Origin of the sequence: Dinghuibacter sp., assembly GCF_035492835.1 — a bacterium.
GTDB lineage: Bacteria > Bacteroidota > Bacteroidia > Chitinophagales > Chitinophagaceae > Dinghuibacter.
Map to the genome: position 1 here is coordinate 1 of NZ_DATJIY010000178.1, position 21336 is coordinate 21336.

General features: G+C 56.6%; 28 protein-coding genes. 14 read left to right on the plus strand and 14 right to left on the minus strand.

The window, feature by feature from the left end; translation table 11 throughout:
- Positions 1–66: 66 nt before the first annotated feature.
- Positions 67–360: a hypothetical protein gene (locus VL547_RS16695; protein ID WP_325579909.1), complete on the minus strand. Its 294-nt coding sequence runs from the start codon at positions 358–360 to the stop codon at positions 67–69.
- Positions 361–372: 12 nt separating this feature from the next.
- The gene (locus VL547_RS16700; protein WP_325579911.1) at positions 373–1359 is read right to left on the minus strand and encodes an acyl transferase; all 987 of its coding nucleotides are present in this window, start codon (positions 1357–1359) and stop codon (positions 373–375) included.
- A 31-nt stretch (positions 1360–1390) separates the two neighbouring features.
- Here VL547_RS16700 and VL547_RS16705 point away from each other — a divergent pair, with 31 nt between their 5' ends.
- From VL547_RS16705 to VL547_RS16730, 6 genes are all read left to right on the plus strand, one after another.
- Positions 1391–1900 carry a hypothetical protein gene (locus VL547_RS16705; RefSeq protein ID WP_325579913.1) on the plus strand — a complete coding sequence of 170 codons (510 nt, stop codon included), beginning with the start codon at positions 1391–1393 and terminating at the stop codon, positions 1898–1900.
- On the plus strand, positions 1893–2738 hold the full coding sequence (locus VL547_RS16710) for a UbiA family prenyltransferase (RefSeq protein ID WP_325579915.1): 846 nt from the start codon (positions 1893–1895) through the stop codon (positions 2736–2738). Before VL547_RS16705 ends, VL547_RS16710 begins: the two co-directional genes overlap by 8 nt.
- An 80-nt stretch (positions 2739–2818) precedes the next feature.
- Entirely contained in the window at positions 2819–3928 is a 1110-nt protein-coding gene (locus VL547_RS16715) for a M42 family metallopeptidase (RefSeq protein ID WP_325579917.1), read from the plus strand.
- Between the two features lies 1 nt (position 3929).
- The gene (gene bioB / locus VL547_RS16720) at positions 3930–4928 is read left to right on the plus strand and encodes a biotin synthase BioB (protein ID WP_325579919.1); all 999 of its coding nucleotides are present in this window, start codon (positions 3930–3932) and stop codon (positions 4926–4928) included.
- Positions 4929–4970: 42 nt separating this feature from the next.
- Positions 4971–5822 (plus strand): hypothetical protein, encoded by an 852-nt coding sequence (locus VL547_RS16725; RefSeq protein ID WP_325579921.1) that lies wholly within the window; start codon positions 4971–4973, stop codon positions 5820–5822.
- Positions 5823–5963: 141 nt separating this feature from the next.
- Entirely contained in the window at positions 5964–6731 is a 768-nt protein-coding gene (locus VL547_RS16730) for an alpha/beta hydrolase (RefSeq protein WP_325579923.1), read from the plus strand.
- Between the two features lie 50 nt (positions 6732–6781).
- Here VL547_RS16730 and VL547_RS16735 read toward each other — a convergent pair whose 3' ends face one another.
- The 11 genes from VL547_RS16735 to VL547_RS16785 all read right to left on the minus strand — a co-directional run bounded on the left by VL547_RS16735 (position 6782) and on the right by VL547_RS16785 (position 14693).
- On the minus strand, positions 6782–7723 hold the full coding sequence (locus tag VL547_RS16735) for a hypothetical protein (protein WP_325579925.1): 942 nt from the start codon (positions 7721–7723) through the stop codon (positions 6782–6784).
- Positions 7724–7879: 156 nt separating this feature from the next.
- The gene (aroQ, locus tag VL547_RS16740) at positions 7880–8311 is read right to left on the minus strand and encodes a type II 3-dehydroquinate dehydratase (RefSeq protein WP_325579927.1); all 432 of its coding nucleotides are present in this window, start codon (positions 8309–8311) and stop codon (positions 7880–7882) included.
- 45 nt (positions 8312–8356) lie between these two features.
- Positions 8357–9448 (minus strand): glutamine-hydrolyzing carbamoyl-phosphate synthase small subunit, encoded by a 1092-nt coding sequence (gene carA, locus VL547_RS16745; protein ID WP_325579929.1) that lies wholly within the window; start codon positions 9446–9448, stop codon positions 8357–8359.
- 171 nt (positions 9449–9619) lie between these two features.
- Positions 9620–10126, minus strand: coding sequence for a 50S ribosomal protein L17 (rplQ, locus tag VL547_RS16750; protein ID WP_349255542.1), 507 nt, complete (start codon positions 10124–10126; stop codon positions 9620–9622).
- Between the two features lie 110 nt (positions 10127–10236).
- Positions 10237–11235, minus strand: coding sequence for a DNA-directed RNA polymerase subunit alpha (locus VL547_RS16755; protein WP_325579931.1), 999 nt, complete (start codon positions 11233–11235; stop codon positions 10237–10239).
- A 118-nt stretch (positions 11236–11353) separates the two neighbouring features.
- Positions 11354–11959 (minus strand): 30S ribosomal protein S4, encoded by a 606-nt coding sequence (gene rpsD, locus VL547_RS16760; RefSeq protein ID WP_325579933.1) that lies wholly within the window; start codon positions 11957–11959, stop codon positions 11354–11356.
- Between the two features lie 174 nt (positions 11960–12133).
- Complete coding sequence (rpsK, locus tag VL547_RS16765) at positions 12134–12541, minus strand: 30S ribosomal protein S11 (RefSeq protein ID WP_325579937.1); 408 nt, start codon at positions 12539–12541, stop codon at positions 12134–12136.
- A 123-nt stretch (positions 12542–12664) separates the two neighbouring features.
- Complete coding sequence (rpsM, locus tag VL547_RS16770) at positions 12665–13045, minus strand: 30S ribosomal protein S13 (RefSeq protein ID WP_133992783.1); 381 nt, start codon at positions 13043–13045, stop codon at positions 12665–12667.
- Between the two features lie 56 nt (positions 13046–13101).
- Complete coding sequence (ykgO, locus tag VL547_RS16775; protein WP_133992781.1) at positions 13102–13218, minus strand: type B 50S ribosomal protein L36; 117 nt, start codon at positions 13216–13218, stop codon at positions 13102–13104.
- A 12-nt stretch (positions 13219–13230) separates the two neighbouring features.
- Entirely contained in the window at positions 13231–13452 is a 222-nt protein-coding gene (gene infA, locus VL547_RS16780; protein ID WP_325579946.1) for a translation initiation factor IF-1, read from the minus strand.
- A 71-nt stretch (positions 13453–13523) separates the two neighbouring features.
- Complete coding sequence (locus VL547_RS16785; RefSeq protein ID WP_325579948.1) at positions 13524–14693, minus strand: homogentisate 1,2-dioxygenase; 1170 nt, start codon at positions 14691–14693, stop codon at positions 13524–13526.
- A 238-nt stretch (positions 14694–14931) separates the two neighbouring features.
- On the opposite strand from VL547_RS16785, the gene VL547_RS16790 reads away from it, so the two are divergent.
- On the plus strand, positions 14932–15456 hold the full coding sequence (locus VL547_RS16790; protein ID WP_325579950.1) for a metallophosphoesterase family protein: 525 nt from the start codon (positions 14932–14934) through the stop codon (positions 15454–15456).
- Between the two features lie 39 nt (positions 15457–15495).
- Here VL547_RS16790 and VL547_RS16795 read toward each other — a convergent pair whose 3' ends face one another.
- Positions 15496–15969 (minus strand): hypothetical protein, encoded by a 474-nt coding sequence (locus VL547_RS16795; RefSeq protein WP_325579952.1) that lies wholly within the window; start codon positions 15967–15969, stop codon positions 15496–15498.
- 44 nt (positions 15970–16013) lie between these two features.
- On the opposite strand from VL547_RS16795, the gene VL547_RS16800 reads away from it, so the two are divergent.
- From VL547_RS16800 to VL547_RS16830, 7 genes are all read left to right on the plus strand, one after another.
- Entirely contained in the window at positions 16014–17027 is a 1014-nt protein-coding gene (locus VL547_RS16800) for a tetratricopeptide repeat protein (RefSeq protein WP_325579954.1), read from the plus strand.
- A 42-nt stretch (positions 17028–17069) separates the two neighbouring features.
- Positions 17070–17717 carry a ribulose-phosphate 3-epimerase gene (rpe, locus tag VL547_RS16805; protein ID WP_325579956.1) on the plus strand — a complete coding sequence of 216 codons (648 nt, stop codon included), beginning with the start codon at positions 17070–17072 and terminating at the stop codon, positions 17715–17717.
- Positions 17718–17888: 171 nt separating this feature from the next.
- Positions 17889–18881, plus strand: a complete 993-nt coding sequence (locus VL547_RS16810) for a PhoH family protein (protein WP_325579958.1) — start codon at positions 17889–17891, stop codon at positions 18879–18881.
- Between the two features lie 41 nt (positions 18882–18922).
- On the plus strand, positions 18923–19351 hold the full coding sequence (locus tag VL547_RS16815; protein ID WP_325579960.1) for a hypothetical protein: 429 nt from the start codon (positions 18923–18925) through the stop codon (positions 19349–19351).
- Positions 19351–20187, plus strand: a complete 837-nt coding sequence (locus VL547_RS16820) for a sulfite exporter TauE/SafE family protein (protein ID WP_325579962.1) — start codon at positions 19351–19353, stop codon at positions 20185–20187. The genes VL547_RS16815 and VL547_RS16820 overlap by 1 nt, the downstream gene beginning before the upstream one ends.
- A complete protein-coding gene (locus VL547_RS16825) occupies positions 20184–20564 on the plus strand; it encodes a DUF1634 domain-containing protein (protein WP_325579964.1) in 381 nt (126 codons plus the stop codon). Before VL547_RS16820 ends, VL547_RS16825 begins: the two co-directional genes overlap by 4 nt.
- A 38-nt stretch (positions 20565–20602) precedes the next feature.
- Positions 20603–21145 (plus strand): inorganic diphosphatase, encoded by a 543-nt coding sequence (locus VL547_RS16830; RefSeq protein WP_325579966.1) that lies wholly within the window; start codon positions 20603–20605, stop codon positions 21143–21145.
- Positions 21146–21336 lie beyond the last annotated feature (191 nt).

Genomic DNA, 21336 nt, shown 5'->3' on the forward strand with positions numbered 1-21336 from the left:
TGGAGGCCACCGGGTTGCGCGAGGTGCCGTATCCGGTCTAGCCGTTTTTAGCAGCGCCAGGCGATTTTAGCGCCGCCAGCCGCCACGGTTCCAACGGTAACCGTGCGCGGTATGCCCCCAGCTACCGCGCTGCCAGTGGTAACCGGCGCGGGGTCTCGACCAGTAGCCGTGGGTATATACATAGCGGCCGCCACTCCAACCCCACTCCCCGTCGATCCAGACATAGCCGGGACCGGGCGAGGCGGGTTGCACGTAGACCGGCTCCGACGGTTGGTCCGTCACATAATAGGAGCCCTCGCAGCTGGCCATGACCAGCACGATGCCCAGACCCGCCAGGAATAATTGCAAAAGTCTTTTCATAATAATAGATGTTTACATAGTTAACAATAAGCTGCATCCCCTTATATCGCTGTTGTCCATCCTGCCCAATACTTCAAATCCCCCGTCGGGGTGGATATGTCCCAGGTCGTCGGTGCCGATGAAGGCACATGAGTACACATTGGCCAGGTCGATCACGTTAAGGGCGCCCTTCCCCCGGTGAGTGATGGTCAGCGGGTCGTCCTCCTCCCGCACGTACATCCGCATCCAGGGGACGGTGTGGAATATGCCGTCGCCCTTGGAATACCCCTGGCTCAGGAGCTCGGTCATGCCGTATTCCGAATGTATCTTGTCGGTACCGAGGTGTAGCCGCAATTCGGCGTGCACCTCTTCCCTGGTCAGTTCCTCCCTCCGGCCCTTCATCCCCCCGGTTTCCATCACGACTGTGTGCCTGAGCTTAAGTTGTCGCCCCAGCGTGAAGTCCAACAGACCGAAGGTTACCCCGATGAGGAGCGTCGGATGACCTTCCCGTTCCAGGAAATCCAATTGTTGTGCCAGCCTTTCGTGTTCGTTTAGGTAAAACCCCCCGGCGGGATGGCCGCTTGTTTTGATCAGGCGATCGACCATGTATACCAGGGAGGAGTGCCCCCGCTCCAGGTAAGAGGGCAGTAGGCCGAGGATGCACCAGTCCTCCGGCTCACCGTAAAAATAACGGAAACCTTCCATGAACGACCTTTCGTACAGGGATGGGTCCTTCACCCAGTGACGGCTGTTTACCATGCCCGTGGTGCCGCTGCTTTCGAAAAAAAGATCGCCGGCGGGGTTAAACCCCGTCGTGATGGTATGTGTCTTAAAGAACCGGATGGGTAAAAAGGGGATGTCGGCTATCCGTCGCACGGTGGACGGGTCGACGCCCAGCGCCTGGATGTACGACCGGTACACGGGGTTTGCCTCCGCCTGGAAACGAAAGAGCGCTAGCGCCTGATCGTCAAAACTTTTTTCCGTGGTCCGGAAAATATTACTGTCGTCGAAAACGTTCATAATACCTATTTTTGAGTCAGAAAGACCCCGTATGACCAGTGCAAAATTATGGATCGGGCTTTGTATAGCCGCGTGTCTCACGTACAGCTGCTCCAAGAATAAATATGGCGATACTCCTTCACTGAGTCTGAAGTCGGTCAGCACGAACGTGGTGCCCTATGACAGCATCCAGTCCCTGATCACCTTTACGTTCAACCTGACGGAAAAGCAATACAATGAAAACGACACCCTTTTCGTGATCATCGACGTCCCGAATTGCGAAAAGGACAGCGCCCGGTATGTGTTCCAGATGACCTCGCTCGCGTCGGGCATCCCCCCGACCAACGTCGGCGGCGGTTTCAAGGGAACGCTCCAAGCCAGCTTCGGCAACGGTTTGTACTGGCAGGAGAACGGCGGCTACCCGGACATCGAATCCGGTTACGCCTGCAACATCGGGCCCACCATTCAGAACGATACCTGCACCTTCAAGTTCGTCCTAGGCCATTACCAGCACTACAGCGACACGGTCAAAGCAGGCCCTATCGTGCTGCTCCATGGTTAAAGGTTTTCTAAAGCTCGCGCTCGACCTACTGCTTTTCAGCTCGCTGTTCATATCCGGCTGCGCCGTCCTGATGGTGTACCAGACCGTACAGCTGCTGCATCTGGAGAACGTCCCCGACGACCTGTACGCCTTTGTTTTCTGGGCGACCATGTCCAGCTATAACTTCCACTGGTACCTGACCCCCGCGGCGTACTCCTCGACCGAGCGGATGGGCTGGTCGGCCAGGCATAAACGACTGGAATTGAGTCTTTTCCTTTTTTGCAGTTTGTTTGCGGCGTATTACCTGTTCTTCCTCCACGCCTACGCCGGCTGGATCGGTATCGGGGTCGTCCTTACGTTCCTGTATACCGCCCCGAAAATCCCCCACAAGCCCTTTTTCTACCTGCGGCGCATTGCCGTCGGCAAAACCCTTTTCCTGACGAGCGTCTGGACCTATATCACGGCGGCGCTACCCGTGGTCATTTCCGGCGATGCGGCGCCGGGCCCTGCGATCCTGTTGATACTGCACCGCTTTCTATTGATCTATGCCATTTGCCTGATCTTCGACTATCGGGACCGCGACCAGGACAGGCAAAGCGGTATCCGCTCCCTGGTCGTCTACCTGGACGAGCGGGGAAACGACCGGCTTTTTTATGGCTGTTGCGCGGCCGCGCTCCTGGATACCGTGCTGTTGCTCTTTTATCGGTTCCCCGTGGCCGTGGTGACGGCGCTGGCGGTGCCGGTACTGATAACGCTGCTACTCTACCCCGAGGGGAAGCGCAGTAAATCGGATTATTTGTTCTATCTCGTGCTTGATGGCTTGATGGCTTTTTCGGCGGTGTTCACGACGTTTCTGTAGCGTCCCCGCGCCTCGTTTCGACTCCGCTGCGCCTCAATTCGGCATTATTACGTAGGTTTGCCCATTAAATGACAGGACAAATGGCGAAAAAAAGCAAGGAAGGCAAGTCCGAAGCGATTGACGCAAATGCATTTAAATTTCTTCGCGAATACCTGAACACCCCTTCGCCCACGGGTTTCGAAAGCAAGGGCCAAAAGCGCTGGCTGGACTATATAAAACCCTTTATCGACGAGCACCTCGTCGACCCCTATGGGTCCGTGGTCGGCATCGTCAACCCCAAGGCGCCCTTCAAGGTGGTGCTCGAGGCGCACGCGGACGAAATCAGCTGGTTTGTCAACTATATCACCGACAGCGGCCTTATTTACCTGAAACGGAACGGGGGCGTGGACCAGCAGATCGCGCCGTCGATGCGCGTCCACATCCATGGCGACAAGGGTCCCGTCAAGGCGGTATTTGGCTGGCCCGCCATCCACACCCGCGTCGGCACGGACGCAAAGGAGGTGACCCCCAAGGTGGAGAACCTGTTCCTGGACTGCGGCGCCCGCAGCAAAAAGGAGGTCGAGGAGCTCGGCATCCGCATCGGCTGCGTCGCCACCTACGAAGAAGGCTTTGAAGAGCTGGCGTATGGCTCGCTGATCGCCCGCGCCTTCGACAACCGTGTCGGCGGCTTTATGATCGCCGAAGTAGCCCGTTTGCTCCACGAGAAAAAGAAGAAGCTCCCCATCGGATTATATTTCGTCAATGCCGTTCAGGAAGAGATCGGCCTCAGGGGCGCCGAGATGATCGCCCGCCGGTTGAAACCCGACGTGGCCATCGTTACGGACGTAACCCACGACACCAGCACGCCTATGATCAACAAAATGATCGAAGGCGATGTTCAGAACGGAAAGGGGCCCAGCCTCGCCTTTGGCCCGGCGGTCCACAACAAATTGCTGGACGTCGTGCGGAAGGTCGCCTCTGACAACGATATCCCCGTACAGCTCCGGACGGTTTCCCGGAGCACCGGTACGGATACCGACGCCTTTGCCTACTCCGGCGAAGGGACCCCCTCCGTGCTCATCTCCATCCCCCTGCGCTACATGCACACCACCGTGGAGATGATCCATACATCCGACATCCTGAATACCATCCGGTTGATGTACGAGACCGTACTCACGCTCACACCGGACACCAACCTCAAATACCTGTAACATGATCCGAAACGACTGGACTATCGAAGAAATAAAGGAGATATACGACACCCCCCTGCTGGAGCTCGTATACCGTGCCGCCACCGTTCACCGCGCCTACAACGAAACGGCGGAGGTGCAGGTCTGCACGCTTTTGTCCATCAAGACCGGGGGCTGTCCCGAAGATTGCTCTTATTGTCCCCAGGCCGCCCGCTACCATACCGGCGTGAAGACCCATGGGCTGATGCAGACCGAAGAAGTCCTGGCCGCGGCCACCAAGGCGCGCGATGCCGGTTCGACGCGCTTTTGCATGGGCGCCGCCTGGCGCGAAGTGCGCGACAACCGCGACTTTGACCGCGTGCTGGACATGGTCCGCTCGGTCAATGACATGGGCATGGAGGTCTGCTGTACCCTGGGTATGCTCACCCCCGACCAGGCGCGAAAGCTCGCCGACGCCGGGCTTTACGCGTACAACCACAACCTCGACACCTCCCCCGAATATTACGGCTCGGTCATCTCGACCCGCACTTACGAGGATCGCCTCCAGACCCTGGACAACGTCCGCAAGGCCGGCGTCAGCGTCTGCTGCGGCGGTATCGTTGGTCTCGGTGAAACCCACGAAGACCGGATCGGGATGCTCCACACGCTGTCCACCCTTCCCGAGCACCCCGAATCCGTGCCCATCAACGCGCTCGTCCGCGTCAAGGGCACGCCGCTGGAAAACAATCCTAAGGTCGACATCTGGGACATGGTCCGTATGATCGCCACCGCCCGTATCCTGATGCCCGCCGCCATGGTGCGTCTGAGCGCCGGCCGCGCCGAAATGACCGTGGCCGAGCAGGCCTGGTGTTTTATGGCCGGGGCCAACTCGATTTTCACGGGGGAAAAGCTGCTGACTACGCCCAACCCCGGTTTTGACGAGGACCACGCCATGTTCCAGCTGCTGGGGCTGAAGCCCCGGGAGGCTTTTAAGGCGGGGCCTCCGGCCGCTGCCGCCGCTTCGACCGTTCTTGCTCACTAAAACCGTAAAACTTCTTTTCACAAAAACGACCGATCCACTGCGATGAAATCGAATTTCCGGGCGCTGCTCGTGTTTTCTCTGAGTATCCTATGTTACGCTGCCACCGCGCAAAACGGCAACAGCCAAAACGCTCCCAGCAACAGCCAGTACAATTACGAAGGCCGCCAGGGCGGCTGGTGGTTCTCCTGGGGGTACAACAAGGAATGGTATACCCATAGCGACATCCACATCAAACAACCCTCCCTGGGGAACAACTACACCTTCAAAAGCGTTTTTGCGGAAGACCACCCGGGTTGGGACGACGGTATCTTCAATAAGGCCATCAGTATCCCGCAATACAATTACCGCATCGGTCACTGGTTCAAGGACAACTGGGGTATCGAAATCAATTTCGACCACACCAAGTACCAGGTGGCCCAGATGCAGGCCCTGCACGTCGTCGGTACCATGAACAACCAGCCCGTCAATAAGTACATGCTCAACGACAGCCTCCTGGTCTACCAGCTCAACAACGGCGCGAACTTTTTCCTGTTCAACCTGGTCCACCGGGTCCAGATCGGGAAGCTGAACTATAAGAATTTCAACACGTCGCTGCTGTGGAAGGCTGGCGTAGGCTTCATGGTCCCCCACGTCCAAAACACGATCTTCGGCAAAGACAACAACCAGGGCTTCCAGTTCGGCGGTCTCGACGCCGGTTTCGAAGCAGCCATGCGCTTTACGTTCTACAAATATGTCTACCTGGAGTATTGCAACAAGGTGGTCTATACGAACTATTGGGGTCTGAAGGTCTATGACGGCACCGCGCGTCAGTCTTTCGGGACGTACGAGATGATCCTGAACCTGGGGTTGTCGCTGCCGCTAGGGCATCCGGACAAACACAAACATGCTTCCTGAGGCCAGACGATCATATTTTACACTGGGGGCGCCATTGGCGCCCCTTTGATATTCAAACGACGTTATTTGATTCTTATATCGGGATCAGTTCATTTTGGGTTTATTTTCGATCCATTATCTTACATAGACTAAAACCCTCATATGACATCCAAAACAATCGTTTTTATCCACGGCTTGTTCGTCAACCCCAAAAGCTGGATCCACTGGAAAACCTATTTTGAAGAAAGAGACTATATCTGCCATACCCCGGCCAATCCCTACCATGAGGGAGAACCCAGCGTTCTGCGGGAACACTTCGATCCGGCGCTAGGTGAACTGACCTTTGAAGAAGAGGTGGAGAACATCGCCAACCTGGTGAAGACCCTCCCTGAGAAGCCCATCCTTATCGGCCACTCCCTCGGCGGTCTGGTGGTCCAAAAGCTTTTATCGCTGGGCATGGGCGCCGCGGGCGTCTGCATCGACGGCGTACCGCCCAAAGGCATCTTCACCACGAAGTGGAGCTTCTGGGAATCCAATTTCCCGGTACTCAACTTTTTCAAGGGTAACACCGTATTCGAGCCGAATAAGGACTGGTTCCACTACGCTTTCGCGCACCTGATGCCCCGGTCCGAATCCGACAAGGTCTTTGACGAGCTGGTCGTCCCCGAAAGCCGCAACGTTCCGCGCGGCACCTTAGGTAAATACGCCGAGGTCGACTTCGAAGCTCCCCACCAACCGCTCCTTTTCATCGCCGGGGAAAAGGATCACATCGTTCCCGCCCCGCTGAACCTCGAGAACTTCCACGCGTACAAGGATCGCGGCAGTAAGAAGCTCTACATCGAATTCCCCGGCCGTACGCACTACATCTGCGGGATGCCCGGGTGGCAGGAAGTCGCGGGGCAGGTGTATTATTGGTTGAAGGAACTGTAACAGCCGTCGCTTGTAATAAAAAAGGCCCCTCCGGGCCTTTCTCATTTCCGCTAGTTCATCTGCCGTTTTATGGCTTCGATGAAGTCCTGGTCGACGCCGACGACCTGTGCGATCTGGTCGTCGGGGAGGTGAAGGATTTTGAGGAGGTTGTGGACGACCCTTTTTTGGTCCTTCTCGATGCCTTTCTCGATGCCCTTTTCGATGCCTTTCTCGATGCCCTTTTCGATACCTACTTCGATGCCTTCGGCCCTCCACTTCTCCTGCAACATTTCAATAATACCCATAGTGTCTTGTTTAGAGGTGATTTGTTTAAGTTGTTTATCAAATACGGCGTACATCGCCGGGTCCTCAAAATCCACACAGTGCCATAGGAACGCCCACAAGCAAAGCTTTTTTTGGTGGGGCATTTCCCGTTCGGCAAGCATGTCGAACAAACCTACGAATTCCTCCAGCAATTCATTGTCCGGCATCCTACCTTTTTCATAAAACAGTCGGGCGGCCTGTACGACTAAGGCGAAAGGGTTCTTGTTTTTGTACAATTCCTCCTCACTTACCGTATGGATATTGTATACGTTATACCGGTACCGGAAGTAGGTTCCGAGACATTCTTCATCGTAAAAGTCCTTAGCCTTGCGACTGCTGCCCATAACGATGGCAATGGCGGTAACGGGTTGCCTGTGATGGTCCCTGATGCGCGCGAAGTAGTCAAACATCCGTCGGGGGAAATCCTTCTGATGGTATCCCTGTACTTCGACGTGCAACAGAATCCATTGTTCCCTTTCATCGGTCGTGTAAACCTTTGCCAGCTTATCCACAAACATCGTCGGAGCGGATCGGCCGGGTGCCGGGTACAATTCCTGTAGCTCCTTGTCGAGAAAGACCACAGACTTGTGCCCGATGAGCACCCCATCGGTTTGGGGGTAGAAGAATTCTAAGAATTCGGGAAACAGGTCTTCGATCAACCCTTTCCATAAAGTATCGTCCCTTCTCATAAAATAAGTTTAGAAGGCAAACTTAGAAAGACGATAAACAATTAACAAACAGCCGGTTAGGGCGTCGGAAAGAGCGACGGGAACATATTACTATATGTTCCTACGACCTATCTTATGTGTCTAAATAGGTTTGTAAAAATGACAAAAAAATGACAATTACCCCTCCGTAAAAAACCGCACCGCGAGCTCGTAGCCGCGGAGACCGAGACCCATGATCGTGCCGCGGGCCTTGGCGGAAACGTGGGAAATCTTGCGGAAGTCCTCGCGTGCGTGTACGTTGGAGATGTGTACCTCGACGACGGGCGTGGAGATCGAGGCGATCGCGTCGCCGATCGCGACGGAGGTATGGGTATAGCCGCCGGGGTTGAGTATGATCCCGTCGTAATCAAAACCCACGCGCTGCAGTTCGCCGACCAGGTCGCCCTCCACGTTGCTTTGGAAGTAGCTGAACTCGACCTGTGGGAACAGCTTGTGCATATCGGCGAAGTAGGCCTCGAAGGACTGGTTGCCGTAGACGGTCGGTTCCCGTTTGCCCAACAGGTTCAGGTTAGGGCCGTTGATGATCGCGATGCGAAGGGGGCTATTCATAGCTTCTTGTTTATGTTCCAACCGGCAGGTCGCGCCGACGGCGCGTTACGGCCTCATCATCTGCAGGAAGTCATCGAAGAGATACCGGCTGTCGTGCGGACCTGGGGTCGATTCGGGGTGGTACTGGACCGAAAACGCCTGTTTCCCCTTTACCCTGATCCCCTCGATGGATTCGTCGTTGAGGTTGACATGGGTGACTTCTACCCTATCTGAGGCTCGGACCGCTTCCGGATCGACACCAAAGCCGTGGTTCTGCGTGGTGATCTCGCACCGTCCTGTCTGCAGGTTCTTGACCGGGTGGTTGAGCCCGCGGTGACCGTGGTGCATCTTAAAGGTAGGGATGTCGTTCGCCAGGGCGAGCAGCTGGTGGCCCAGGCAGATGCCAAAGAGCGGCTTGTCCGTTTTATTCAGGATGTCCTTGATGGTTTTGACGGCGTAGTCCATGGGGGCCGGGTCGCCCGGGCCATTGGACAGGAAGTACCCATGGGGGTCGAATTTGTTCAGCTCCTCCAGGCTCGTTTTGGCCGGATGGACACGCACATAGGCGCCCCTTTCGGCCATGCACTCCAGGATGTTGTGCTTGACCCCGAAGTCCAGGACGGCGACCCGGATGGCGGCCTGAGGGTCGCCTACGTGGTACACTTCCCTGGTGGATACGACCGAGGCGAGCTCGAGACCGTCCATCTTCGGCACCTTGGCCAGCTCTTTTTTGAGCTCAGCCACGTCCAGTATCTCGGAGGAAATGATACAGTTCATCGCCCCTTTGGTCCGCACGTGTGCGACCAGCGCACGGGTGTCTACGTCTTCGATCGATACGATCCCTTCCTTTTCGAGGTATTCCTGGAGGGAACCAACGGCCTGGATCCGGGAAAAGCGGGGTTCCAGGTTGCGGCCGATCAGACCCTTGATCTTGATGCCCTTGCTCTCCACGTCGCTATCCTTTACACCGTAGTTACCCACATGGACAGTGTTCATGATCACGATCTGGCCATAATAGCTAGGGTCGGTAAAGACCTCCTGGTAACCCGTCATACCGGTATTGAAACAGATCTCACCGGTAGTGGTGCCGATCTTGCCAAATGCAGTACCGTGGAATACCAGCCCGTCTTCGAGCATCAAAATCGCAGGTTTCGTCATCGTCGAGGAAAATTTTGCAAAATTACAAAAAAAAGCGGAGCACAGCTCCGCCGCCCGAAGGGCCATCATTAGATTTTTTCGCGGCGCGGGCTAAATTGCCTTGCGGGGCCCGCGCCGCGAAAAAAAGGCGGGCCATATGACCCGCCTCTATAAAAATCAATTATCGCATACTTACTCAGCGGCTTTTGCTGCGGGAGCGGCGGCCTTCTCGGTAGAAGCTTCGGCGGCGGCGGATTCACCGGCTGCCTTCTTCTTACCACCGGAGCGGCGGGTGCGCTTGGCGGGTTCCTTGGCTTCGCCCTTACCCTTGCCGTAGATGTCGTTGAAGTCGACCAGCTCGATCATCGCCAGCTCCGCGTTGTCACCGACGCGGGTACCGAGCTTCAGGATACGGGTGTATCCACCGGGACGGGCGGCGATCTTCGGGCTGATCACGTCAAACAGCTCGGCAACGGCTTCCTTGTCCTGCAGGTAGCTGAACACAATCCTACGCTGGTGTGTGGTGTTCTCCTTGGACTTGGTGATCAGGGGCTCGACATAAGTCCGCAGGGACTTTGCCTTTGCATGGGTAGTAACGATCCGCTTGTGCGCGATCAGCTGGGAGGCCAGGTTGCTTAGCAGGGCCTTCCGATGGGACTGGGTACGACCCAGGTTGTTGATTTTGTCTCCGTGACGCATGGCTTATGTTGTTTTACCCTTGCACCGTGCCGGGAATTGCAAGGGATGGCGCGCCAAGCGCGCCTGTGATTAATCTTTGTCGGGCGCTACCGAAGTGGCGCCGGGGGGGCTCAGAAATCATCGTTGATCCCCAGCTTCGCGAGGTCCATGCCGAAATGGAGGCCGCGCTCGTGGAGCACCTGCTCGATTTCTGCCAGGGACTTCTGACCGAAGTTGCGGAACTTCATCAGGTCTTCCTGCTCATACTGGACCAGTTCGCTCAGCGAGTTGATCTTGGCGGCTTTCAGACAGTTGAAGGCGCGGACGGAAAGGTCGAGGTCTTCCAGGGGGGTCTTGAGGACCTTGCGCAGTTGCAGGGTCTGTTCGTCCACCAGGTCTTCCTTCTTCTCTTCCTTGTTATCGAAAGTGATGTTCTCGTCGGTGATGATCATCAGGTGCTGGATCAGGATGCGGGAAGCCTGCTTCACCGCTTCTTCGGGGTGAATGGTCCCGTCCGTCGATACTTCCATGACGAGCTTCTCGTAGTCGGTGCGCTGTTCCACGCGGGTGTTCTCGATAGCGTACTTCACGTTCTTGATGGGCGTGAAGATGGAGTCGATGGGAATATACCCGAAGGGGGCGTCCTTTACTTTATTCTCGTCAGCCGGTACATACCCCCGGCCTTTGGCGATGTTGATCTCGATGTCGATCTTGGCGGAAGAATCCATGGTGCAGATGAGCTGCCCCGGGTTCATCACCTCGAAGCTCTGCGTGGCTTCGCCGATCATGGCGGCGGTGAATTCCGTCTTGTTCTTCAGGCTGAGCGTCACCTTTTCGGTAGAAACCTCGTGATCAACCTTCTTCTTGAAGCGGACTTGCTTCAGGTTCAGGATGATTTCGGTCACATCCTCTGTAACGCCTTTCAGCGTCGCAAATTCGTGATCGGCACCTTCGATCTTGATGCCCACGATAGCGTAACCTTCCAGGGAGTTCAGCAGCACCCTGCGCAGGGCGTTGCCGATGGTTACACCGTAACCCGGTTCCAGGGGACGGAACTCAAATTGCGCTTCAAAATCAGTTGCTTTTTGAAGAACGATTTTATCGGGTTTTACGAAGTTTAGAATGGCCATGTATGGTGTCTCCTTTAAATTTTAGTATACAAAGATAACGAAAACTCCGGCTCGTACGACAGGGCCGGCGGCACGGCCGATCGGGTCGGCGGCGTAACCGGGCGGGCCTGCGCCGGGCTTACTTGGAGTACAATTCCACGATCAGTTGCTCGCGGATGTTCTCCGGTACGCTTTCCCTTTCTGGGTAGGTAACGAAGGTCCCTTTCAGATCGCCCTCGTTCCAGTCCAGCCAGTTGATCTTGGGGTTCTTGCCCTTGAACTGGTTCATCAGGGATTCGCTATCGGCGGTACGCTGGGTAATGCTGATGATGTCCCCGGGTTTCAGCTGATAGCTGGGTACGTTGACCACATGACCGTTTACGGTGATGTGCTTGTGGCTGACCAGCTGACGGGCGGCGGGCCGGGAAGCGGCCAGACCCAGACGGTAAACCGTATTGTCCAGACGGGCTTCCAGGAGCTTGATGAGGTTTTCACCGGTAGCCCCCTTGCGGCGGGCGGCTTCCTGGAAGGTACCCCGGAACTGGCGTTCCAGGACCCCGTAGGTGTATTTGGCTTTTTGCTTTTCCCTGAGCTGCAGGGCGTATTCACCGAGCGTCTTGCGCTTGCGGGTCATACCGTGCTGACCGGGAGGATTGCTGTTCTTTCCCAGGTACTTACCGTTCCCCAGGATGGGTTCCCCGAAAATGCGGGAGATTTTGGTTTTTGGGCCAGTGTAACGTGCCATGTTCTTTTGTTTGATTTTTTAGTGACGGTCGCGCAATCGGTAAAAATCGTAAAAATGAATTGCGGACCCCTTTTTAAATAATGCGGAAAAATCCGAAGGCCCAGGGGCGCTTCGGACAATCCGGGTATCGATCGATCTCCTCCGGCGCGCTACTGGACGCCTTGGAGACAAATGTTATACACGACGCTTCTTCGGCGGACGGCAGCCGTTGTGCGGCAGGGGCGTGATGTCTTTGATCATCACCACTTCCAGACCGGAATTGGCCAGGGCGCGGATGGCGCCTTCGCGACCGGCTCCGGGACCCTTCACGTATACGTCCACTTTCCGCATCCCTGCATCCATGGCCACCTTAGCGGCGTCCTGGGAAGCGGTTTGGGCGGCGTACGGGGTGTTCTTCTTGGACCCCTTGAAACCCATCTTACCGGCGCTGCTCCAGGCGATGACCTGGCCTTGCTTGTTCGTAAGCGTTACGATGATGTTGTTAAAGCTGGCCGTTACGTGGGCATCCCCGTAGGAATCCACTTTTACGACCCTCTTTTTAGCTGCGGCCTTCGCGTTGTTCTGATTCGATGCTTTTGCCATGAAAAAACCAAAAGGTAATCTGTTAAAAATCAACCGGTTCCCCGGCCCCTATCTACCCTCCCCGGCAACTGCCCCGGATCCGGCGTATGAAAGGGTTGTCATGCAGCTGACGCTACCCAAGTCCTATTTCTTCGGCGCCTTCTTCTTACCGGCGACGGTACGACGCTTGCCCTTGCGGGTACGCGAGTTCGTCCTGGTACGCTGTCCGCGGACAGGCAGGCCTTTCCTGTGACGAAGCCCACGGTAGCAAGCGATGTCCAACAGGCGTTTGATGTTCATCTGAACTTCAGAACGCAGCTGGCCTTCTACCTTGAACTCGTTGTTGATGATATTGCGGATGGCAGCCTGATCCTCGTCGTTCCACTGGTTCACCTTCTTGTCATAGCTGATCCCCGCCTTATCCAGGATGTACTGGGCCGTAGACCGACCGATCCCATAGATATAGGTCAGGCCGATTTCGCCTCTTTTGTTCTTGGGTAAATCAATACCGGCTATACGAGCCATATTCGAATTTTAAAATTTTATACGTTGTGCGCCCTTGCGGCCCGCGCTGTGCGCTTTTAGCCCTGGCGTTGCTTGAACCGGGGGTTCTTTTTGTTGATCACATACAACCGGCCCTTGCGGCGGACGATCTTACAGTCGGCGCTCCTTTTTTTGATGGCGGCTCTTACCTTCATGACAATCAGTTTTTAATTTTTATACCTGAAATTGATCCGTCCCCGGCTCAGGTCGTAAGGGCTAATCTCAACACCGACGCGGTCCCCGGGTAGAATGCGGATGTAGTGCATCCTCATTTTCCCCGATATAGTAGCCAGAATTTCGTGGCCATTTTCGAGCCTTACCCTGAACATGGCGTTCGATAAGGCTTCTATAATGACGCCGTCTTGCTTGATTAGTCCTTGTTTCGACATACAGATTTTGGGAGCGCAAAGATAAGATTTATTCCGCCAAAACGGAAATTATCGCTCATTTTTTGTAAAAACTACACCGGATGCCGGTCGAGCCAGCTCGTAATGTAGGCCGGATCCTCGATTTCAAGGGCGGTTTTGGTCAGTTTCAAGGGATGGAAGGTGTCCACCATGACCGCCAATTCCTTGGTTTCCCTGGCCCCGATGCTCTTTTCGACCGACCCCGGGTGTGGCCCGTGGGGTATACCACCGGGATGTAGGGTGATCTGCCCACGGGTGACGTTTTTCCGGCTCATAAAATCGCCGTCCACGTAGTACAGCAGCTCGTCGCTGTCGATGTTGCTGTGGTTATAAGGGGCCGGTATCGACTCTGGATGATAGTCGAAGAGGCGGGGAACGAAGGAGCAGATCACGAAGTTCCGGGCCTCGAAGGTCAGGTGGACGGGCGGTGGCTGGTGGACCCTGCCCGTAATGGGTTCAAAATCATGGATGGAGAAGGCAAACGGGTAACAGCAGCCGTCCCAGCCGATGACGTCGAAGGGGTGGTGCCCATAATGGAAGGTGTAGAGCTGGCCCTGTTTTTTAATGAGCATCAGGAAGTCCCCCTTCTCGGAATGGGTTTCCAGGTCCTTCGGGGCGCGGATGTCGCGCTCGCAATAAGGGGAATGCTCGAGCAGCTGGCCGAAGGGACTCAGGTATTTTTTGGGGAACCGGATGGGGCTGAAGGACTCGACGATAAACAGCCGGTTGTCCGGTCCGTCAAAACGGATCTGGTAGATCGTACCCCGGGGTATGACCAGGTAGTCCCCATAACCGAACGTCAGCGATCCATAGGGGGTCTGGAGCACGCCGCTCCCCTTGTGGACGAAGATCACCTCGTCGGCGTCCGCGTTTTTGAAGTAATAATCCGCGGTACCGGCCTGGGGCGCCGCCAGGACGACGTGGACGTCGTTGTTCACCAGCACGGCCTTCCGGGAAGTCAGGTAGTCCTTTTCGGGCGCGACCCTGAATCCCTGGAAGCTGCGGTGCTTGAGCATCTTTTCCTCCGCTACCTCCGGGCTCACGCTATAGGGTTCGCCCACCTGGAGGATGTCCGTGGGGGCATATACATGGTAGAGTAACGATGAATCCGAGGAAAACCCTTCCGTCGAAAAAAGCTGTTCGGCGTACAATCCGCCGTCGGGTTTGCGAAACTGGGTATGACGCTTATGGGGAATCTGCCCCAGCGTATGATAGAATGGCATGGCAAGTATTTAAGGAAAAACGATAGCCCGTGGGAAAACGGGCGGTTTACAGGTGGTCACGCGTCGCCGTCGCTGGCCAGACAAGCGTAGTAACGGCTCCGGCCGCGCGGCGTCAGCCTCGATCCGCCGCGAGCGTCAGCAACAGGAAGTAATACTTCCAGTGTCGCTTGTCGATCCAATATGTGAAGTTCCTGTAAAACGGCATAGACTTGAAGTAAATATACCGAAATTGCCCGGTATGACAAGGATAGGTCTTATCTCGGACACCCACGGTTACCTCGACCCGGCCGTCCTAAAACATTTCGCCGGCTGTCACGAGATCTGGCACGCCGGTGACTTCGGGGGAGGCGAATCTGTCGCCGATGCCCTGGCCTCGGTCAAACCGCTGAGGGGCGTGTATGGGAACATCGATGGGAATGACATCCGGGGACGCTTTCCCGAGCGCCTGGTCTGGACCTGCGAAGACCTAAAAGTATGTATGATACACATCGGCGGTTATCCGGGACGGTATGCGCCGGGCGTAAAGGCGGAGCTGGCGAAAGAACGGCCGGGACTCTTTATATCGGGGCACTCGCATATCCTGAAGATCATGCCCGATAAGACGCTGAACCTGCTCCACATCAACCCCGGCGCCGCCGGTAACCAGGGCTGGCATAAGGTGCGCACGATCGTGCGGTTTACCGTGGAAGGCAGCCGGCTGACGGACTGCCAGGTGATAGAGCTCGGCGCCCGCAGCCTGGTGGAGCCACGGGACGTGGGCTGAGCCAAGGGACGGCGGGACGTGGGCTGACCCAAAACGGCGCTACATACCGACCCCGGGGAAGATCGGCCTTCCGATCCCCACGCGCCACGGCCAGGGAATGGTAAAGAAGATCACGATGAGGGCGATGAGCAGCAACCAGAAAACCTTGCCGCCCAGCCCGGGCTTTGCAACGCCTTTTTTCACCCGGCTATACGCCATCGTAATGAGCGTGATCGCAAGCACCATACCAAAGGGGTGCTCGACCCAGAAGAAGCGGTAGAATTTGTCCTTCATCAGGACGGTGCCCTCGGGCAGCCCTTGTACGAGGCCAAAACGGCCGAATATCCATTGATAGAGCCCGATCAGGAGGGTGATGTGCGCTGCAATCAGCAGGATCAACGCGCCCTTGCGTTCTCCGTTGGTGAAGGCCCGTTTGGCGTTCATGGCGCTCCAGCTTTTGACCAGGACATACAACAGGGCGATCACGATGACCCAGCGGAGGATATTGTGCAGGTCGAGCAGTATCTCGTACATGGTGAAAATTTGGAGGCAAACCTACGGAAATTTAGCTTTGGCCCATGAAGCATTTCCGGACAATCCTGGCGTACGCCATCGTATGTATCCTGACAGCCTGCGGGGCGAACACCGAAAAGAACGACCCGGTCCTCGAACGCCCCCCCTACGCCGTTTGGACGGACTCGATCAGGCAGTTCCCCCGGCAGTCCTCCTATTACTATGAACGGGGCAAGCTGTTCGTCAGGAACAATGACTCGGCCCACGCGGTCAGGGACCTGGAAAAGGCGTTTTCGATCGCGGAGGAACCCGACTACGCCATCGTCCTTTCCTCCTTCTGGCTGGACCACGGACAGCCGGATTCGGCGAGGGCTGTGATCCGGCCTGCTCTCGGCCGTTTTCCCTACAACCAATTGCTGCGGGGGAACCTGTTTACGTCGTTTTTTGGCGAAGGCCGTTACGAAGACGCCATGCGGGTGACCGACAGCGCGCTGGCCTACGATTCCGCCAGCGCGGGCAACTGGTATAACCGGGCGATGGCCGAGGACGCGCTCAGGGATTCGGCGGGCGCCCTCCGGAGCCTCGAAAGGGCTTACCGGCTCGATTCGGTGGACGCCACCCTCACCTATGAACTGGCCAACCGGTACGCCGACGCAGGCAACCCGGCCGCGCTGGCGATCTGCGAGAGGATCATCCGTCAGCAGGAACATATGCAAAAAAAACCGGACCCCTATACGATCAAGGGCATCTACTACGCCAATACGGGGAAGCCGGCGGAAGCCATCGCTTGTTTCGACCAGTCCATCGCCATCGAATATACCTTTTTACAGGCCTACCTGGAAAAGGGCACCCTCCTGTTCAAGCTGCACAAGTATGCCGACGCCCTCAAGGTCTTCGGGCTTTCGACCACGGTGGACAACACCTTTGCCGACGGATACTACTGGACGGGGCGCTGTCAGCAGGAGCTGGGGCAACTCAAGGACGCCCGGCTGAATTATCAACGCGCCCTTGCCTTCGACAAGCGCTTTACCGAGGCCCGCGAGGCGCTCCGGAAAATCGACGACGCCAACGGAAAATGAGTATATTGCCCCGCCGGGCCTACGGCCCGGCAAATCACACATATGCACCTAGTAGCCCCCTCCCTCCTGGCCGCGGACTTCCTGCATTTGGGCGCCGCCTGCCAGATCGTCAACGAGAGCGATGCCGACTGGTTCCACCTGGACATCATGGACGGCCGTTTTGTGCCCAACATCAGCTACGGTATGTCGATCGTCGAGCAGATCCATTCGGTGGCCAAAAAGCCCTGCGACGTCCACCTGATGATCGAAGAGCCGGAGCGGTATGTTCCCGAATTCAAAAAAGTCGGTGCGGATCACATAACCGTGCACTGGGAAGCCTGCCGCCACCTGCACCGTAATGTGCAACAGATCAAGTCTCTGGGTATGAAGGCCGGGGTCGCGATCAATCCCGCCACGCCCGTGGATTTTTTGCAAGCCATCCTCCCCGAGCTGGATATCGTCCTGGTGATGAGCGTCAACCCCGGGTTCGGCGGTCAAACATTTATCTCGCATACCTTTCAGAAGGTCCGCAAGCTGCGGAAAATGATCCACGACCTGGGGGCGCATACGCACGTCATGGTCGACGGCGGCATTTCCGTGGACAACGCCTCGGCGATCGTTGCGGCCGGCGCGGATGTGCTCGTGGCGGGGAGCACCGTATTCCACGCGCCCGACCCGATACGGGCGATCGGCCAGCTGAAAAATGCGTGATTCTTCACATGCTGTTAATAAGATTTATTTGGGTTAAGCCTCTTCGATTTCGTAAATTTAAGGGACACGAAAATGCGCTGGGTATGCAGGCATACCCGCGCCGGATGAATAGGAACGACGGAGAACACACCCTGCCGTATCCCACATTGGTGACCATAAATTGAACAGCACTTGACGGAGACGATTATCAACCTCGAAAGCATCAACCCTATTGAATTCTTTGGGGTCAACAACGGTAAACTAGACATACTCAAAAAGAAATTCCCCCTCTTAAAAATCCTATCCAGAGGTACCCAGATCAAGCTCAGCGGGGCGCCGGAGCAAATCGAGACGGCCCGCGAAAAAATAGACCTGCTTGTGCAATACCTGGAACGAAACGGACACTTGAGCGAGAACTACTTCGAGCAGATCCTGGGCGGGGACGACGCCGAAACCATCGACCACTTCAAGGATCGCAACCCCAACGACATCCTGGTCTTCGGCCCCAACGGCAAGACCGTGCGGGCGCGTACGGCCAACCAGAAACGGCTGGTGCAGGCCGCGGACAAGAACGACATCCTTTTCGCGATCGGACCGGCCGGTACGGGTAAGACTTATACGGCGGTCGCTTTGGCGGTACGGGCGTTGAAGAACAAGATCGTCAAAAAGATCATCCTGACGCGGCCGGCGGTGGAAGCGGGTGAAAGCCTGGGGTTCCTCCCCGGTGACCTGAAGGAAAAGATCGACCCCTACCTGCGGCCCCTGTACGACGCCCTGGACGATATGATACCGGCCGACAAGCTGGGCTATTATATGAGCACCCGGGTGATCGAAATCGCGCCCCTGGCTTATATGCGCGGCCGGACGCTGGACAACGCGTTCATCATCCTGGACGAGGCGCAGAACGCGACCGACCTCCAGCTGAAGATGTTCCTGACGCGTATCGGCGCCAACGCCAAGGCGATCATCACCGGCGACCTTACGCAGGTGGACCTTCCCAAGAACCAAAAGAGCGGTCTGGACAAAGCCATCCGCATCCTGAAGCACGTGGACGGAATCGCCCATATCGAGCTGGACGAAGAAGACGTGGTACGGCACCGCCTCGTCAAAGCCATCATCAGGGCTTACGACAAGGAGCACCAGGTGGAACAGGTCAGGATCGAGGGGCATCATCGCCAGGCATAGCGGTACCACGCTTTTTGCAAAGGATGCGCTATCTTTGACGCATGCGTAAATACATCTATGTCCTGGCGTTGGCCTTGGTAGTAGGGTCGTGGAACGCCTGCAAGACGACGTACAGCAAGCCGTCCGATCCCACCGAAGCGGGACGCGACTTTATCAACGCGTCGTTGAAAGCGGATTATTCCATCGCCGACGATTACGTCCTCCAGGACTCCGTCAACCAGTATATCTATGGCCGGTATAAACAGCAGTACCAGGCGATGCCCCAGGCGGAGAAGGATAGTTATGGCAAAGCCAGCCTGATCATCTATTCGGTCAAAAAGCCGGTGGATTCCGTGGCGGTCATCGAGTATTCCAATACGTACAAGAACAAGCACATGACCCTGCACATGGTACACACCCAGGGGGAATGGTGGGTGGATCTCGCCAACACCTTGAATGTAAAAGACTCCCTGGATACGCCCGCTAAGTAATGACCATCCTCGTCTTTACCGGTATCTTGCTGATCGGCGCTTTCGCCGCGGGTCTGCTGGGGTCGCTCACGGGTCTCGGCGGCGGCGTGGTGATTATCCCGCTCCTGACGCTGGGTTTTGGCGTCGACATCCGGTACGCCATCGGTTCGTCGCTGGTGGCCGTCATAGCCACCTCTTCCGGGTCCGCCGTGGCCTATGTCAAGGAAGGCTACTCCAACATCCGGCTGGGTATGTTCCTCGAGGTGGCGACAACCACCGGCGCCATCCTGGGAGCCTTCCTGGCGATCTACGCGCCCACGCACCTGATCGCCATCATCTTCGGGACGATCCTGATCCTGTCCACGGCCTCTTCGTATGTCAAAAAGCAGGGCGCCCCCGATACGGCCGGCAGCGCCCTGGCCGCAAAGCTGACACTAAACGGCCAATATCCCGACGGGCAAGGCGGCTGGCAGGCGTACGGCGTACACCGCGTGTACGGCGGTTTCGGGATGATGACCCTGGCGGGTATGCTCAGCGGGCTGCTGGGCGTCGGGTCCGGGGCCCTGAAGGTCATAGCCATCGACAACATCATGCGGGTCCCCTTCAAGGTATCCACCACCACCAGCAACTTCATGATCGGCGTGACCGCGGCCGCCAGCGCCGGTATCTATCTCTATCGGGGGTATATCGACCCGGGGATCGCGATGCCGGTCGTCCTGGGCGTCCTCGGCGGCGCCTTCCTGGGGTCCCGCATCCTGGCGGGCGCCCGCCCGGCCTGGCTGAGGGTCATCTTTACCGTCGTGGTCGTCTTCCTGGCCGTGGAAATGATTTATAACGGAGCAACCCACCGCATATGAGGAATTGGGGCGACAAGGACATGCAGGTCATCATCGGCAACCTCCTGAGGTGGGGGGTGCTGTTGGCCACCGTGGTCGTCGCCATTGGCGGGGCGATCTATCTTTACCGGCACGGTTCGGAATTACCCGACTACGGGACCTTTCACGGGCAGCCCCGGACCTTCCGGACCATCTCCGGCATCACCGGCGGCGTCCTGGAGGGGAGAGGACGGGCGATCATCCAGCTGGGCATCCTCATCCTGATCGCCACCCCCGTCGTCCGCGTGGCGTTTTCCATCATCGGGTACCTGGTCGAAAAGGATTACCTGTATACCGCGATCACGGCGCTGGTGCTTGGCATAATTTTGTTTAGTATGTTCGGCGGTCTTGGGGGCTAAGCCCGGCAAGATCCCGCCTTTATAAAAAAATAATTTTGATGTTAACTGTCCTACACCCCTGGCACGGGGCCCACTACGGGGAAAATGCACCGCAGGTTGTAAACGCCCTGATCGAAATCCCCCAAGGGTCCAGGGCCAAGTATGAATTGGACAAGGAAACCGGTCTGCTCCGACTGGACAGGGTCATCTATTCCTCGTTCCACTACCCCGCCAACTATGGCTTTATCCCCCAGACGCTCGGCGAGGACAAGGACCCCCTGGACGTTCTGGTCATCTGTTCCCTACCCGTCCAACCGCTTTGTCTGATCGAGGCCAAGATCATGGGCGTCATGCAGATGATCGACGGCGGCGACGCCGACGACAAGATCATCGCGATCGCGGCCAACGACCCCTCCGTGAACTATATCAATTCGCTGGACGAAATGCCGCGTCACTTCTTCAACGAGCTCCGGCATTTCTTCGAAGAATACAAGCACCTCGAGAACAAGACCGTGAAAGTGGAGGAGTTCCAGGATAAAACGGTCGCGTACCAGATCCTCAATGAGGCGATCGCGCGGTATAAGGACGCTTACAAGAAGTAACGTCCACCAGGCACGCCGATAGCACATAAGCCCGTTTCGGTAAATCTAACACGGCCGCTTTATGATCCGCAGCTGGTGCGTACGCGCGCCCGTCTCGACATTCAATATCCCCTGGGTGTCGATGCGGTCGACGCGGACTTTCCCGGAAGCATGGATGATCTCCGAATCGGAGAGCAGGATACCTACGTGGA

What these genes read in the sequence shown, in the direction of transcription:
- VL547_RS16695 (WP_325579909.1), bottom strand. Translation starts at nt 360, where the DNA reads ATGAAAAGACTTTTGCAATTATTCCTGGCGGGTCTGGGCATCGTGCTG.
- VL547_RS16710 (WP_325579915.1), top strand. Translation starts at nt 1,893, where the DNA reads ATGGTTAAAGGTTTTCTAAAGCTCGCGCTCGACCTACTGCTTTTCAGC.
- VL547_RS16715 (WP_325579917.1), top strand. Translation starts at nt 2,819, where the DNA reads ATGGCGAAAAAAAGCAAGGAAGGCAAGTCCGAAGCGATTGACGCAAAT.
- rpe (WP_325579956.1), top strand. Translation starts at nt 17,070, where the DNA reads ATGCACCTAGTAGCCCCCTCCCTCCTGGCCGCGGACTTCCTGCATTTG.
- VL547_RS16755 (WP_325579931.1), bottom strand. Translation starts at nt 11,235, where the DNA reads ATGGCCATTCTAAACTTCGTAAAACCCGATAAAATCGTTCTTCAAAAA.
- VL547_RS16825 (WP_325579964.1), top strand. Translation starts at nt 20,184, where the DNA reads ATGAGGAATTGGGGCGACAAGGACATGCAGGTCATCATCGGCAACCTC.
- aroQ (WP_325579927.1), bottom strand. Translation starts at nt 8,311, where the DNA reads ATGAATAGCCCCCTTCGCATCGCGATCATCAACGGCCCTAACCTGAAC.
- carA (WP_325579929.1), bottom strand. Translation starts at nt 9,448, where the DNA reads ATGACGAAACCTGCGATTTTGATGCTCGAAGACGGGCTGGTATTCCAC.
- VL547_RS16735 (WP_325579925.1), bottom strand. Translation starts at nt 7,723, where the DNA reads ATGAGAAGGGACGATACTTTATGGAAAGGGTTGATCGAAGACCTGTTT.
- VL547_RS16830 (WP_325579966.1), top strand. Translation starts at nt 20,603, where the DNA reads ATGTTAACTGTCCTACACCCCTGGCACGGGGCCCACTACGGGGAAAAT.
- rpsK (WP_325579937.1), bottom strand. Translation starts at nt 12,541, where the DNA reads ATGGCAAAAGCATCGAATCAGAACAACGCGAAGGCCGCAGCTAAAAAG.
- VL547_RS16820 (WP_325579962.1), top strand. Translation starts at nt 19,351, where the DNA reads ATGACCATCCTCGTCTTTACCGGTATCTTGCTGATCGGCGCTTTCGCC.
- VL547_RS16815 (WP_325579960.1), top strand. Translation starts at nt 18,923, where the DNA reads ATGCGTAAATACATCTATGTCCTGGCGTTGGCCTTGGTAGTAGGGTCG.
- VL547_RS16700 (WP_325579911.1), bottom strand. Translation starts at nt 1,359, where the DNA reads ATGAACGTTTTCGACGACAGTAATATTTTCCGGACCACGGAAAAAAGT.
- VL547_RS16725 (WP_325579921.1), top strand. Translation starts at nt 4,971, where the DNA reads ATGAAATCGAATTTCCGGGCGCTGCTCGTGTTTTCTCTGAGTATCCTA.
- rpsM (WP_133992783.1), bottom strand. Translation starts at nt 13,045, where the DNA reads ATGGCTCGTATAGCCGGTATTGATTTACCCAAGAACAAAAGAGGCGAA.
- rpsD (WP_325579933.1), bottom strand. Translation starts at nt 11,959, where the DNA reads ATGGCACGTTACACTGGCCCAAAAACCAAAATCTCCCGCATTTTCGGG.
- VL547_RS16705 (WP_325579913.1), top strand. Translation starts at nt 1,391, where the DNA reads ATGACCAGTGCAAAATTATGGATCGGGCTTTGTATAGCCGCGTGTCTC.
- VL547_RS16790 (WP_325579950.1), top strand. Translation starts at nt 14,932, where the DNA reads ATGACAAGGATAGGTCTTATCTCGGACACCCACGGTTACCTCGACCCG.
- rplQ (WP_349255542.1), bottom strand. Translation starts at nt 10,126, where the DNA reads ATGCGTCACGGAGACAAAATCAACAACCTGGGTCGTACCCAGTCCCAT.
- VL547_RS16785 (WP_325579948.1), bottom strand. Translation starts at nt 14,693, where the DNA reads ATGCCATTCTATCATACGCTGGGGCAGATTCCCCATAAGCGTCATACC.
- ykgO (WP_133992781.1), bottom strand. Translation starts at nt 13,218, where the DNA reads ATGAAGGTAAGAGCCGCCATCAAAAAAAGGAGCGCCGACTGTAAGATC.
- infA (WP_325579946.1), bottom strand. Translation starts at nt 13,452, where the DNA reads ATGTCGAAACAAGGACTAATCAAGCAAGACGGCGTCATTATAGAAGCC.
- VL547_RS16800 (WP_325579954.1), top strand. Translation starts at nt 16,014, where the DNA reads ATGAAGCATTTCCGGACAATCCTGGCGTACGCCATCGTATGTATCCTG.
- VL547_RS16730 (WP_325579923.1), top strand. Translation starts at nt 5,964, where the DNA reads ATGACATCCAAAACAATCGTTTTTATCCACGGCTTGTTCGTCAACCCC.
- bioB (WP_325579919.1), top strand. Translation starts at nt 3,930, where the DNA reads ATGATCCGAAACGACTGGACTATCGAAGAAATAAAGGAGATATACGAC.
- VL547_RS16795 (WP_325579952.1), bottom strand. Translation starts at nt 15,969, where the DNA reads ATGTACGAGATACTGCTCGACCTGCACAATATCCTCCGCTGGGTCATC.